The sequence below is a fragment of the Achromobacter sp. genome, assembly GCF_050285585.1.
In the GTDB taxonomy this organism is placed as follows: domain Bacteria; phylum Pseudomonadota; class Gammaproteobacteria; order Burkholderiales; family Burkholderiaceae_B; genus Achromobacter.
The window spans coordinates 38376-51048 of sequence record NZ_JBLZXF010000022.1; the positions used below are offsets into that span (position 1 = coordinate 38376).

Here is a 12673-nt window from a genome sequence, read left to right on the forward strand (position 1 = left end):
GGGTTTGGAGACGCATCCGTTGAACGATATTCTGCTTTGGGTCGCCGCCGGCGGCGCCGTCCTCGCTTTTCTGGCTGCATTGCTGGCCTGGCTGCGCCCGTCCGCCAGCGACTCACGCCTGGACGCGATGCTGGAGGGGCTGGAAAGAACCGAACGGGCCCTGCGCGCCGATATGGCGGAAGGCCAGCGCGGCCTGCGCAGCGAATTCGCGGAATCCGCGCGCGCCCTGCGGGCGGAATCGGCGCGGTCCCAGGACGAGCTGCGTGCCGGCCTGTCGCGCGACGCCCAGGCCGCGCGCGCCGAGTCGGCGGAGTCGCTGGCGCGTTTCGCCGCGGGTTTCGCGGAGCAACTGCAGGGCCTCATCCAGATCAATGAACGGCGCTTGATGGAAGTGCGCGCCACCGTGGACCAGCGCCTGCAATCGTTGCAAACCGACAACAGCGCCAAGCTGGATGAAATGCGGCGGACGGTGGACGAGAAACTGCACGCCACGCTGGAGCAGCGCCTGGGCGAATCCTTCAAGCTGGTGTCGGACCGTCTCGAGGCCGTGCACAAGGGACTGGGCGAAATGCAGGCCCTGGCCGCGGGCGTGGGCGACCTGAAGCGGGTGCTGACCAATGTGAAATCGCGCGGCACCTGGGGCGAGGTGCAGCTGGCCCGGCTGATCGAAGACAACATGACGCCGGACCAGTACGCCAGCAACATCAAGCCCGTGCCGGGCAGCGAGGCGGTGGTCGAGTTCGCCATCCGCCTGCCTGGGCGAGGCGACGGCGCCGGCCCCGTCTGGCTGCCCATCGACGCCAAGTTCCCCAAGGAGGAATACGAGCGCCTGATGGACGCGCAGGAGGCGGCGGACGCGGAAGGCGTCAGGAACGCCGGGGCCGCGCTGGGGCGGGCCGTCGAATTGCAGGCGCGTTCGATCGCGTCCAAGTACGTCGCGCCGCCGCACACGACCGACTTCGCCATCATGTTCCTGCCCACGGAAAGCCTGTACGCCGAGGTGCTGCGCCGGCCGGGCCTGCTCGACAAACTGCACGACCTGCGCGTCAACGTGGCGGGCCCCAGCAACCTCGCGGCGCTGCTGAACAGCCTGCAGATGGGTTTTCGCACCCTGGCTATCGAACAGCGCTCGTCCGAGGTCTGGCAGGTGCTGCGCGCCGTCAAGACGGAATTCGGCAAGTTCGGAGATGCGTTGGCCAGCGTCAAGAAGACGCTGGACACCGCCAGCAACAAGATCGGCCAGACCGAGGTGCGCACGCGCGCCATGCTGCGCAACCTGAAGGACGTGGAAGCGTTGCCCGAAGCCGATGCCAGGCTGCTGCTGGGCGAAGCCGGCGAGGATGCCGGCGAGCCGCCAGCGCCGCCTCCCGGCGCCGGCTGATCCGCGCGGCGGGGACGGAGCAGGGCGCCCGCGTTCCCGCCTGAGCTTGTTGCCCGGTCCGACAGCCGATATCCTGACGTTTGCGGCAATTCGCCGTCGATACCTGGAGCATCGCTAGCATGAGCACCGCTGAACGCCATGATTCCTCTCCCCTCGACGCGACGGCGCTGGGCGCCGACATCGCGCAAGGGGTCACTACCGCGCTTGCCGCAATGCAGCAGGCGGTGGACAGGGTGGAGGCGCGCAATCCCGCGATCAACGCGGCTTGCGGCATGCAGGCGGAGCTTGGCCTGCGCCTGGCGCAGGCGCTGGACGACGAGTTGGCCAAGCTGTCGCCCGAACAACGCCTGGCGCAACTGCAGCGGCGTCCGTTCCTGGGCGTGCCCACCTTGCTCAAGGACCTGGGCACCGCCGCGCTGGGCCTGCCCAGCGCCATGGGGTCCGTGCTTTATGGCCAGGTCGAATGGAATGTCGACGCCGAGATCGTCAAGCGGTACCGCCGAGCCGGCCTGATCCCGTTCGGCCGCACGACCAGCGCGGAACTCGGCCTGAGTCCCACCACGGAGTCGCCCGTCTATGGTCCGGCCACGCAGAACCCCTGGAAGGCCGGCCACAGCGCGGGCGGTTCCAGCGGAGGCGCCGGGGCGGCGCTGGCCAGCGGCATGGTGCGCATCGCGCACGGCAGCGATGGCGGCGGATCGATCCGTATCCCATCGTCCTGCTGCGGCGTGCTCGGCCTGAAGCCGTCGCGCGGCCTGATGCCGCTCGGCCCGCTCAAGGGCGAGGGCTGGGGCGGGCTGGCCACGGAACACATGATGACCCTGTCGGTGCGCGACTGCGCGGCGTCCCTGGACATCAGCGCCGGCGCCGACGTGGGCGCGCCCTACGCGGCCCCCGTCCAGCCGGCGGAGTCGTATCGCGGCGTCGTGGCGCGCGTGGCGGCCGATCCGCAGGCGGCGGCGCGCCGCCGCATCGCCTTCGTCAACACCACCTACGAGGGCGAGGCGATCCATCCGGAAGTCGCGGCCACGGTGGACGAGGCCGCCCGGTTCTTCGCTTCGCTTGGCCATGAGCTGGTGCCCGCCGCGCCGCCCGTGGGGTCCGAGGAAGTGTTGTCGCCCATGTTGCCGCTGATCGCCAGCGCGGCGGCCAACGCGATCGATTCCTTCGTCGGCGCGCGCGGCCGCCGTCTCGCCGCCGATGAGTTGCAGCCCACCACGCTGGGCGCGCGCGAATATGCCCGCGCGATTTCGGGCGCGCAGTACGTGGCCTGCGTGGACACCTGCCACGACATCACGCGCCGCATCGGCCGTTTCCTGGAGCGCGACGGCGCGCAGGGGCACGACCTGTTCCTGAGCCCGGTGCTGGCGCAGCCGCCGGCGGCCATTGGCCGCTACGCCATGGACAACGCCGACTATCTGGCCTACCGTCTGGGGAAGAAGGGCGTCATCGGCTACTCGCCCTTTGCGCCGCTGGCCAACCTGACCGGCATGCCCGCGATCTCCATTCCCTTCGGCATGTCGTCCGACGGCTTGCCCATCGGCATCCAGCTGATGGGGCCGCTGGGCAGCGAAGCCATGCTGCTGGAGTTGGCCGCGCAGGTCGAGGCGCTGCGGCCCTGGGTCCTGGTGGCGCCCATGGCGCGCTGAGGCGGCGGGGCCGATGCGCCGGACGGGCCGGCGGCGCATCAGTGGATGCATCAGGGAGTTGCCATGTCATCGTTTGAGACGCACACCGTGTTCAACCAGGTTCCGCCCCTGGAAGACTATTCCCTGTACGAGACCGATCCGGCGCTGCGTGACGCGGTAAGCCGGGAGGGCGCGCAGGCCTGGGCGGGCGAACTGGCCGCGCACGGCGCCTGGCTGGGCCGCGCGCAGACGCTGGAGGCCGGCGCGCAGGTCAATCGGTGCCTGCCGCGGCTGCTCAATTACGACCGCGTCGGCCACCGCATCGACCACATCGATTTTCATCCGTCCTGGAACCTGCTCATGGAGGGCATCGTGGCGCGCGGCCTGCACAGCCGCGCCTGGGCGCAGCCCGGACCGGGCGCGCAGGTGGCGCGCGCCGCCGCCTACGTGATGCAGGGCCAGGTCGAGGCCGGCACGCTGTGCCCCACGACCATGACCTTCGCCGCGGTGCCCCTGTTGCAGCGCGAGCCGGCTGGCGCCGTGGATTTCGCCGGCCAGTGGCTGACGGCGCTGTATTCGCGCGAATTCGACGGGGCGGATGCCCCGCTGTCGGCCAAGCGCGGGGCCCTGATCGGCATGGGGTTGACCGAAAAGCAGGGAGGCTCCGACCTGCGCGCGGTCAGCACGCGCGCCGTGCCGCTAGATGTCGCGGGCCGGGGCCATCCCTACCGCCTGGTGGGGCATAAATGGTTTCTCTCGGTGCCGCACGCGGACGCGCATCTGGTGCTGGCGCAGACGGACGAAGGGCTCGGCTGCTTCTTCGTGCCGCGCTGGATACCGGACGGCCCGCGCAATGCCGTCCGCCTGCGGCGGCTGAAGGACAAGCTGGGCAACTGCAGCAACGCCAGCGCCGAAGTCGAATTCGAGGATGCCTGGGGCGTCCTGCTGGGCGAGCCCGGCAGGGGGCTTGCGGCGCTGCTCGAAATGGCGGCGACCACCCGGCTGGACTGCGTGCTGGGCAGCACGGCGCTGTTGCGGCAGGCGCTGGTGCAATCGGTTCATCACGCGCGCCATCGGCATGCCTTCGGCAAGGCCTTGATCGAACAGCCGCTGATGCGCAACGTGCTGGCCGACCTGGCGCTGGAAAGCGAGGCCTCGATGGCACTGGCGCTGCGCCTGGCGCGCGCCGTGGACGAGCGCGCCGATGCGCAGGCCCGCGCCCTGGTCCGCGTGGGCACGCCCGCCGCCAAGCTCTGGGTGTGCAAGCGCGCCGTCGCCGCGGTGGCGGAGTGCATGGAAGTCTGGGGCGGCAATGGCTACGTGGAAGAAGGCCCGATGTCCAGGCTCTACCGCGAAACCCCGGTCAATTCCATCTGGGAGGGTTCGGGCAGCGTGATGGCGCTGGATGTGCTGAGGGCCTTGCAGCGCGAGCCCGAGGCGCTGCCCGCGTTGGAGCGCGAGTTCGCCCTGGCCAAGGGGCAGAACCGGGACTTCGACGATGCGCTGGCGCGTTGGCACGCACTGCTGGCCGATGGCGCGCAGGCCGAGTTCCAGGCGCGGCGCATCGCCGGCGGCCTGGCCCGGCTGTGGCAGGCGGCCTTGCTGATCCAGCATGCCCCGGACGCCGTGGGGCGGGCATTCGCCGCCAGCCGCTTGCGCGCGGACGGGGGCATCTTCGGCGAACTGGCCGCGGGGACGGATACCCAGGCCATCCTCGCCCGCGCCTGGCCCGCCGCCGCGTGCTAAATTTCCCGGCTCGACAAACCATTTCCGCATTTTCCCGCCATGCTCTCCCAGCAAGAACTCAAGCAGCAAGCCGCCGACGCGGCCCTGGAATTCGTTGAACAGGTCGCCGGCCCGGACGTCATCATCGGCGTGGGCACGGGTTCCACGGCCGACCTGTTCATCGATGGCCTCGCCCGTTTCAAGGGCCGTATCGGAGGCACGGTGGCCAGCTCGGAGCGCAGCGCCGCCCGGCTCGCCGGCCATGGGCTGAAGGTGCTGGACCTGAACGACGTCGCCACCATGCCGATCTACGTGGACGGCGCGGACGAGATCGACGCCAACCTGCACATGATCAAGGGCGGCGGCGGCGCGCTGACGCGGGAGAAGATCGTGGCCTCGGTGGCCGAACGCTTCATCTGCATCGCCGACGAATCCAAGCTGGTGCAGACCATGGGCAAGTTTCCGCTGCCGATCGAAGTCATTCCGATGGCCCGCGAATCGGTGGCGCGCGCCATGGCGGCGCTGGGCGGCCAGCCCCGGCTGCGCGAGGGTTTCGTGACCGACAACGGCAACATCATCCTGGACGTTTCGGGCCTGTCCATCACGGACGCCCGGGGCCTGGAAGCCCGCGTGAACAACCTGCCGGGCGTGGTCACCTGCGGCCTGTTCGCGCTTGCCGGCGCCGACGTCGCGCTGCTGGCCACCCAGAACGGCATCCGCCGCCTCGATCGCCAGGGCTGAGGCGCTTCCCGTGGCGCATTGCCCCTTGCCGGCCCGCCTTGCGGGCGGCAGGGGCCCGATTCATAATCCTGTCACACTTGGGTCATAACCTTGCGGGTTGTGCAGGCCCATCTCGTAACACTCTTTAATTTCGGGGCATTGCAATGAGATCAACCACGCAGGGAGCCCGGATGTCGGAGCACACAAACAAACAGTTCGACGCGGATCTGGAAAGCGTCCGTTCGCAGTTCTTGCAAATGGGCGGCTTGGTGGAAGCCATGATCCAGGAGGCCATCGATGCGTTGGCCAGCGGGGACCTGTCGCTGGTTGAGAAGGTTCGCGAGCGCGAAAAGGAAGTGAACCGCCACGAAGTCGAGATCGACGAGAGCATCAGCCGGATCCTGGCGCGGCACCAGCCCACCGCCATCGACTTGCGCATGCTGATGGCCGTGTCCAAGATGCTGACCGACATGGAGCGTTCCGGCGACGAGGCCGAGAAGGTCGCAACGGTTGCGCGGCGCATCCACGAGGCCGAACTGCGCCACATCCCGGTGATCGAGCTGCGCCACATGGCCGCCAATGTGCGCACCATGCTGCACCAGGCGCTGGACGCCTTCGCCCGCCTCGACCCCATCCTGGCCGCCGCCGTCGTGCGCAGCGACAAGGAAGTGGACAAGGAATGGAAGGGCGCGCTGCGTCACCTCATTACCTACATGATCGAAGACCCGCGAACCATCTCGCGCGCCATCGACATGATCTTCATCGCCCGCGCGCTCGAACGCATCGGCGATCACGCCAAGAATATGTCCGAACGCGTGATCTACATGGTCAAGGGCGCGGACGTGCGTCACACCGGCGTGAAGAACACCGAACGCCAGGCGCGCGGCGACGTGGACTCGGACGAGCCGCCGCAGGACCAGTAGTCCGCGGCGGGTATGTCGGGCGCCACTTCGGGGCGACGGCATACCCGCCCCTAAACCCCTCAGTTTTCGGGCAGCGTCGCTCCCGGATCCAGGCGCGGATCCGGCGTGCCCGGCGCGCCGGCGTCGATGCGGCCGGCAAGCCTGCGGCCGAAAGCCGGCAGGGCCGGGGAAACCAGATCCAGGTCGTACCAGCCCTCGCAACCCGCGTACTCGATGTCCAGCGCGCCGCCGGCCGGCACCTGCGTCGTGGCGCACCAGCCATCTCCCATGCGCGACGCCAGTTCCACGGGCAGCGCGGCGCGGCCGTTGTTGACCAGGCGTAGCCGCACTCCCGCCGCGGCCGGCGCCCGATGCGCCTCCAGGCATCCGGCGTCCCGGGCGTCGCCGCGGAACTGCCGGTGCAAGCCGTCGGGACCCAGCAGCCACAAATCATAGGCGCCGCCATCGGCCAGCCGCCAGCCGTCTTCCAGGCGGTCGCCGGCGCCCACCGTGTAGCGGCGGGGCGCCCGTTGCAGCGCAAGCCGGTCGTACACGTGCAGGACCGCGCCCGCCTTGCCGGGATTGCGCAACGTCAGCCGGTAGTGCAGGCCGTCCGCGGCCATTGCGCCTTCGGCCTCCAGCGCGTACGGCAGCGGGCACGCGCGGCGCTTGCCGGCTTCCGCCTGCGGCCCGCGACCCCCGGCGAAGTCGAAGGCGGAGGTCAGGTCTCCGGCGACCGCGCGCCGCCATGCGCTGATATTCGGTTCGGCCACGCCAAAACGGGCCTCCAGGAAGCGGATCACGGAGGTGTGATCGAACACTTGCGAGTTGACCCAGCCGCCGCGGCTCCAGGGCGAGACCACCAGCATCGGCACGCGCGGCCCCAGGCCGTAGCCGCGGCCGTGCAGGGCGGGGGGATCGTCCGGGGTGGAGGCGCTGGGGCCGCGCCGCGCATCGTGGTATTCGCCGTCCAGCTCGACGGTGGACAGTCCCCCCGACGTGCCGTCCTCGGTGCGCGCCGGCGGCGCGGGTGGCGGCATATGGTCGAAGAAGCAGTCGTTTTCGTCATAGGTGACGAAGAACACGCAGCGGCTCCAGGTGGCGGGGTCGCGCGTCAGGATGTCCAGCACGCGTTCGGTATAAGCGCCGCCCTGGCGGGGCGAAGAGACTTCCGGATGCTCCGAGTCGGCGGTGGGCGCGATGATCCACGACACTTGCGGCAGCGCGCCCTGGGCGATGTCGCGGGCCAGGTCGTCCAGCGTGTGCGTGGACAGGCCGCGATCGCGCAAGGGGGCGGATGCGCCGCCGTCGGCATGCTGCCGGCGATACTGTTTGAAGCCCGCCAGCGGGTTGTCGTGATAGTTGTCCGCCATGTCCTGGTAGATGCGCCAGTCCACGCCCGCGGCCTGCAGGCGTTCCGGATATGTAGTCCAGGCATAGCCTTCGGCGATGGGCCCCAGGCGGTCGAAGGTGTTGACGAGCGCGGGGCCGCCCGCCTGCCCCGAAGGATCGTTCGTCCCGGTCCACAGGAACAGGCGGTTCGGATTGGTGCCGGCATGTATCGAGCAATGATAGGCGTCGCACAGCGTGAAGGCGTTGGCCAGCGCCGTCTGGAACGGGATGTCGGCGCCATCGTAGGCGCCCATGCCCAGCCGGCTCTTGGCGGGCAGCCACTGATCCATGCGGCCATCGTTCCAGGCGCGCTGGGCGTCGTCCCAGGTGTGGGGCGTGATGTAGCCCACCGGCGTGCCGCTGGCGTATTCGGTCCGCAGGGCATAGGGCCGAACCCGCGCCTCGCCGTCCGCCTGGGTCAGCACGTCGCCCGTGGCGGTGGGCGCGGGCAGCGGATCCGCGAAGCCCCGTACCCCGGGCAGCGTGCCGAAATAATGATCGAAAGAGCGGTTTTCCTGCATCAGGATCACCACGTGACGCACGTCCTGCAGCGTGCCGGTCTGGCGGTCGGGCGCGATGGACAGGGCGCGTGCGATGGCGTCCGGAAGCCGGGCGGGGAAGGGCGGGCTCGATGCGTGGGTCATGACGGCTTTACGGTTGGCCGGCACGTTGCGGCCGGCGACAGGCGAATCTTAAGGCCTTACTGGGGCAGGGTCGCCAGCAGGCGCTGCGGCAAGGAGTAATTGTCGATGTGCTTGCGGAACGACGCAATGAACAGGTCCTCGGCCGCGCTGCGATGTGCGTCGCCGTGCCAAAGAAGATGGAGGTCGGCGGCGCACACGCCCTCGCCGGGCGGCAGGCGCCATAGCCTGCCCTCCGCGAGATCGGCCTGCACGCTGTGTTCCGGCAGGCAGCCTATGCCGAAACCGGCGACCAGCAGCCGTTTGACTTCGTCGTGCTGCGACGAGGTGGCGACGATTCTGCCCGAGAAACCGCGCTGGTCGCGGAAGATCGTCAAGGGCGACAGGCTGTCTCCCAGCGCATCGCTGGCGAAAGAGACGAAATCCTCTCCGAGCAGGTCCTCCATGCGGATGTCGGGGCGCCCGAACAAGGCGTGGTTCCTGCCGCAGAACAAGGCGTAGCGCTGTTGCAGGAACAGCTTGTGATCCAGGCGTTTCGGAATCTGCCGGCACAGCGCGATGCCTGCCGTGGCGCCCCGTTGCTGCACGACGCTGACGATCTCGCTGCTGGGAAGCACGTCCAGTTGCACTTCGATGCGCGGATGGGCGCGGTGAAAGCCCACCCAGAAGTCGTCGTAGACCGCCGAATGGATACGGCTGGCGACGAGCACGTGGATGCGTCCCACCGTCTGCTCTTCGGCCTGCGCCACGTCGTTGACGAGCTGGGACACGCTTCCATGGATGGCCTCGGCGGCCTGGCGCACTTCCTCGCCGGCCTGCGTGACCGCGAATCGGGCGTGATGCCGCTCGATCAGCCTGCGGTCGAGCTGCTGCTCCAGGCGGCGCAGGGCCTGGCTGACCGCGGACTGGGTGATATGAAGCTTGATAGCAGCTCCGCTAATGCTGCGCTCCTGAACGATCACCAGAAAGGTGCGCAACAGGTTCCAGTCCAGGCGGTCGATTTTGCGGGCCGTTGCCACGGGTGAAAGCGGATCTTGTTTCATAACGCGTTGATCGTTAAGAAGTATGCGGCAGGCCAGGCGTTGGCCGCAGGCAGGGGGCGTCTAACGTAACGACATTAATTTTACTTAACTTGGTGATTAGAAAACAGAAATTGACCGTATGTCGCGCGGCGGGCGATAAAGCGGCCATCAAAAGCAAAGACATCCCAAGGAGGAAATATGGCAGGCCCCGCCCATCCATCCGCCGCCAAGCAGCCGGTGCGCGCCGCCGCCGCCGCGTTCATCGGCACGACCATCGAGTGGTACGACTTCTACATCTATGCCACCGCGGCCGCGCTGGTCTTCGGCAAGGTCTTTTTCCCGGCGGCGGACCCCTTCGTCAGCACGATGGCGTCGTTCGGCACGTTCGCCGCCGGGTTCCTGGCCAGGCCCCTGGGCGGGTTGGTGTTCGGCCATCTGGGCGATCGGATCGGACGCAAGAATGCGTTGATGGCGACCTTGATCATCATGGGCGTGGCCACGGTGGGCATCGGCCTGCTTCCCGGCTACGAACAGGCCGGCCTGCTGGCGCCCGCGCTGCTGTTGCTGCTGCGCCTGGCGCAGGGCCTGGCGGTGGGCGGCGAATGGGGCGGAGCCGTGCTGATGGCGGGCGAGCACGCGTCGCAGCGCCGCCGCACGTTCGCGGCATCCTTCGCGCAGTTGGGCAGCCCCGCCGGGCTGATCCTCTCTTTGGTGGCCTTCCGCCTGATCACCACGCTGGACGAGGCCGATTTCCTGGCCTGGGGCTGGCGCATACCGTTCCTCGTGAGCGCCGTCCTGCTGGTGGTCGGCTATTTCATCAGGATCGGGGTGAGCGAATCGCCCGATTTCGCCAAGGTGCTCGCGCGCCAGGAGACGCTGGAGATCCCGGCCCGCGAAGTCATGCGCACGGCCTGGCGCACGGTGCTGCTGTGCATGGGGGTTTGCACCGTCGCCATCGGCGGCATCTACTTCACCAATACCTTCATGCTGGCGTACACCACGCAGACGCTGGGCCTGGACCGGGCGATGATCCTGGACTGCCTGTTCGCGGTTGCGATCATCCAGTTCTTCGTGCAGCCGCTGGCCGCGTGGTTCGCGGAGTCGCTGGGCACGGCGCGCGTGCTGATTGTCGCCGCCGCCTGCTCGGTGCTGGCGCCGTATCCGATGTTCGTGCTGGTCAGCCATGCCACGCCCCTGAGCATCGTGGCGGGTATCGCGATTGTGCTGGTGTTCATGGCGACGATTTATTCGGCCATGGCCGGTTTCATCAGTTCGGCCTTCGACACCCACGTGCGCTATTCGGGGATTTCGCTTTCCTACCAATTGTGCGGGGCGATAGCCGGCGGCTTCACGCCCCTGGTCGGCACGTGGCTGTCGCACCGTTACCCGGGGCAGTGGATGCCGCTGGCGCTGTTCTATTCCGGCCTTTCGCTCATCACCCTGGTTTCCATCTGGGGCCTGGCGGCGCACAAGCAGCGCGCCGACGGAGCCGCGACGGCTGCCACGCGCGCGGCCTGAGCCGTATCACGCCCATTTGTCCCATATTCAAGGAGATTGCATGGACAACACAACGGCGCCCGCCGCGCTGACTTCCGAACAAATCGGCCGCATCCTGCGGGCCGTCGACGAACGCTTCGATGCGCAGCTCGCCTTCACGCAGGACCTGGTGCGCTTTCCCTCGCTGCGCGAACAGGAGCACACGGCGCAGGACTTCCTGTACGAGGCGATGCGCCAGCGCGGCTTCGCGATGGACCGCTGGAAGATAGACGTCGAGGACATCAGCTCCCATCCGGGCTTCGGCCCCGTCACGGTGTCGTACGAAAACGCCTACAACGTGGTCGGCACCTACCGGCCCGCCGTCCAGACGGGCCGCTCCCTGATCCTCAACGGGCATATCGACGTGGTTCCCACCGGGCCTCAGGAGATGTGGAGCCGCTCGCCCTGGGATCCCGCCATCGTCGACGGCTGGATGTACGGCCGCGGCGCCGCCGACATGAAGGCCGGGCTGGCGGCCAACCTGTACGCCTACGATGCGCTGCGGGCGGCAGGCTATGCGCCGGGAGCGCCCATCTATTTCCAGTCGGTGGTTGAGGAGGAATGCACGGGCAACGGCGCGTTGGCGGCCCTGCTGCGGGGGTACAAGGCCGACGCCGTCATCATCCCGGAGCCGGAAGAGAACATGCTGGTGCGCGCCAACGTGGGCGTTCTGTGGTTCAAGGTCCGCGTGCAGGGGCATCCCACGCACACGCGGGAAATGGCCAACGGCTTCAACGCAATCGACGCTGCCTACGCGGCCATAGAGGCGTTGCGCCGGGTGGAAGCGAAATGGAACGGACAGCACCATTGCCATCGGCACTTCGAGCACCTGGACCATCCCATCAACTTCAATATCGGCAAGATCGTGGGCGGCGACTGGCCGTCGACGGTGCCGCCGTGGTGCGAGTTCGATGTGCGCGCCGCCATCTATCCGGGCACCACGGCCGACGAGGCGCGGGCCGAGATCGACGCCTGCCTGCGCGAGGCCGTGTCGGATCCGCGCCTGGGGGGCACTGCGCCGCAGGTGACCTACACCGGGTTCTATGCCGAAGGCTATGTGCTGGAGGAAGGGTCGGACGCCGAGAACACGCTGCGCGATTGCCATCGGCAGGCGTTCCAGAGCGAATTGCAGAGTTTTACGACGCCTGGCTACCTGGACGCTCGCGTGTTCGTGATCTATGGAGATATGCCGACGCTGGTGTATGGCCCCAAATCGCTGGATATCCATGGTTTCGACGAGCGCGTCCACCTGGAATCGCTGCGCCTGATCACCAAGACGATTGCGCTTTTCATCGCGCAATGGTGCGGTTTGCAGGCGCCGGCATAAGGGCCGCGGGGCGCGGCCGTTCGGGGATCAGGCCGAAGGCGGAACGTAGCCCTGGGCCTCGACGCTGCCGTCTTCGAACAGGAAGCGCTCCATTTGCTGCTGCAGGTACTTGCGCGCGCGGGCGTCCGCCAGGTTCAGGCGGTTTTCATTGACCAGGCGCGTCTGGATAGCCTTCCATTCTTCCCAGGCTTCCTTCGAAATGCTTTGCCAGATGCGGGTGCCGAGTTCGCCGGGGTAGGGAGGAAAATCCAGCCCTTCGGCTTCACGCTTCAATTTCACACAGTTGACGATACGAGCCATGATTCGCTGCCGGAAAAATAAGTAAGCCGGTATTTTACCGGGCTTGGCCCCCTATGGACGCCAAGCCCCTTCAGCCTCTGCGGTAACCGTACCGCGGAG

Annotated in this window: 10 protein-coding genes; 7 read left to right on the forward strand and 3 right to left on the reverse strand. The window is 68.1% G+C overall.

Annotated features, from left to right (window positions below; translation table 11 throughout):
- The first annotated feature begins 19 nt into the window (after positions 1-19).
- The 5 genes from rmuC to phoU all read left to right on the forward strand — a co-directional run bounded on the left by rmuC (position 20) and on the right by phoU (position 6377).
- Positions 20-1381, forward strand: coding sequence for a DNA recombination protein RmuC (gene rmuC / locus ACN6PJ_RS22810; RefSeq protein ID WP_427998083.1), 1362 nt, complete (start codon positions 20-22; stop codon positions 1379-1381).
- Between the two features lie 119 nt (positions 1382-1500).
- Positions 1501-3030 carry an amidase gene (locus tag ACN6PJ_RS22815; protein ID WP_427998084.1) on the forward strand — a complete coding sequence of 510 codons (1530 nt, stop codon included), beginning with the start codon at positions 1501-1503 and terminating at the stop codon, positions 3028-3030.
- Positions 3031-3093: 63 nt separating this feature from the next.
- A complete protein-coding gene (locus ACN6PJ_RS22820) occupies positions 3094-4755 on the forward strand; it encodes an isovaleryl-CoA dehydrogenase (RefSeq protein WP_427998085.1) in 1662 nt (553 codons plus the stop codon).
- Positions 4756-4794: 39 nt separating this feature from the next.
- Positions 4795-5475 (forward strand): ribose-5-phosphate isomerase RpiA, encoded by a 681-nt coding sequence (rpiA, locus tag ACN6PJ_RS22825; RefSeq protein ID WP_427998086.1) that lies wholly within the window; start codon positions 4795-4797, stop codon positions 5473-5475.
- A 170-nt stretch (positions 5476-5645) separates the two neighbouring features.
- Positions 5646-6377, forward strand: a complete 732-nt coding sequence (gene phoU / locus ACN6PJ_RS22830) for a phosphate signaling complex protein PhoU (protein WP_427998087.1) — start codon at positions 5646-5648, stop codon at positions 6375-6377.
- A 59-nt stretch (positions 6378-6436) separates the two neighbouring features.
- Here phoU and ACN6PJ_RS22835 read toward each other — a convergent pair whose 3' ends face one another.
- Positions 6437-8392: a phosphocholine-specific phospholipase C gene (locus tag ACN6PJ_RS22835; protein ID WP_427998088.1), complete on the reverse strand. Its 1956-nt coding sequence runs from the start codon at positions 8390-8392 to the stop codon at positions 6437-6439.
- A 56-nt stretch (positions 8393-8448) separates the two neighbouring features.
- The gene (locus tag ACN6PJ_RS22840) at positions 8449-9432 is read right to left on the reverse strand and encodes a LysR family transcriptional regulator (protein WP_427998089.1); all 984 of its coding nucleotides are present in this window, start codon (positions 9430-9432) and stop codon (positions 8449-8451) included.
- 177 nt (positions 9433-9609) lie between these two features.
- Here ACN6PJ_RS22840 and ACN6PJ_RS22845 point away from each other — a divergent pair, with 177 nt between their 5' ends.
- Both ACN6PJ_RS22845 and ACN6PJ_RS22850 read left to right on the forward strand, forming a co-directional pair.
- Positions 9610-10929: an MFS transporter gene (locus ACN6PJ_RS22845; protein WP_427998090.1), complete on the forward strand. Its 1320-nt coding sequence runs from the start codon at positions 9610-9612 to the stop codon at positions 10927-10929.
- 40 nt (positions 10930-10969) lie between these two features.
- Entirely contained in the window at positions 10970-12274 is a 1305-nt protein-coding gene (locus ACN6PJ_RS22850) for an ArgE/DapE family deacylase (RefSeq protein WP_427998091.1), read from the forward strand.
- Between the two features lie 27 nt (positions 12275-12301).
- On the opposite strand, the gene ACN6PJ_RS22855 is transcribed toward ACN6PJ_RS22850, so the two are convergent.
- Complete coding sequence (locus ACN6PJ_RS22855) at positions 12302-12574, reverse strand: oxidative damage protection protein (protein WP_043544209.1); 273 nt, start codon at positions 12572-12574, stop codon at positions 12302-12304.
- Positions 12575-12673 lie beyond the last annotated feature (99 nt).

Bases quoted from the DNA above. Each gene is read 5' to 3' on its own strand.
- ACN6PJ_RS22840 (WP_427998089.1), bottom strand. From the start codon at position 9,432: ATGAAACAAGATCCGCTTTCACCCGTGGCAACGGCCCGCAAAATCGAC.
- ACN6PJ_RS22855 (WP_043544209.1), bottom strand. From the start codon at position 12,574: ATGGCTCGTATCGTCAACTGTGTGAAATTGAAGCGTGAAGCCGAAGGG.
- ACN6PJ_RS22835 (WP_427998088.1), bottom strand. From the start codon at position 8,392: ATGACCCACGCATCGAGCCCGCCCTTCCCCGCCCGGCTTCCGGACGCC.
- ACN6PJ_RS22815 (WP_427998084.1), top strand. From the start codon at position 1,501: ATGAGCACCGCTGAACGCCATGATTCCTCTCCCCTCGACGCGACGGCG.
- ACN6PJ_RS22850 (WP_427998091.1), top strand. From the start codon at position 10,970: ATGGACAACACAACGGCGCCCGCCGCGCTGACTTCCGAACAAATCGGC.
- ACN6PJ_RS22820 (WP_427998085.1), top strand. From the start codon at position 3,094: ATGTCATCGTTTGAGACGCACACCGTGTTCAACCAGGTTCCGCCCCTG.
- ACN6PJ_RS22845 (WP_427998090.1), top strand. From the start codon at position 9,610: ATGGCAGGCCCCGCCCATCCATCCGCCGCCAAGCAGCCGGTGCGCGCC.
- rpiA (WP_427998086.1), top strand. From the start codon at position 4,795: ATGCTCTCCCAGCAAGAACTCAAGCAGCAAGCCGCCGACGCGGCCCTG.
- phoU (WP_427998087.1), top strand. From the start codon at position 5,646: ATGTCGGAGCACACAAACAAACAGTTCGACGCGGATCTGGAAAGCGTC.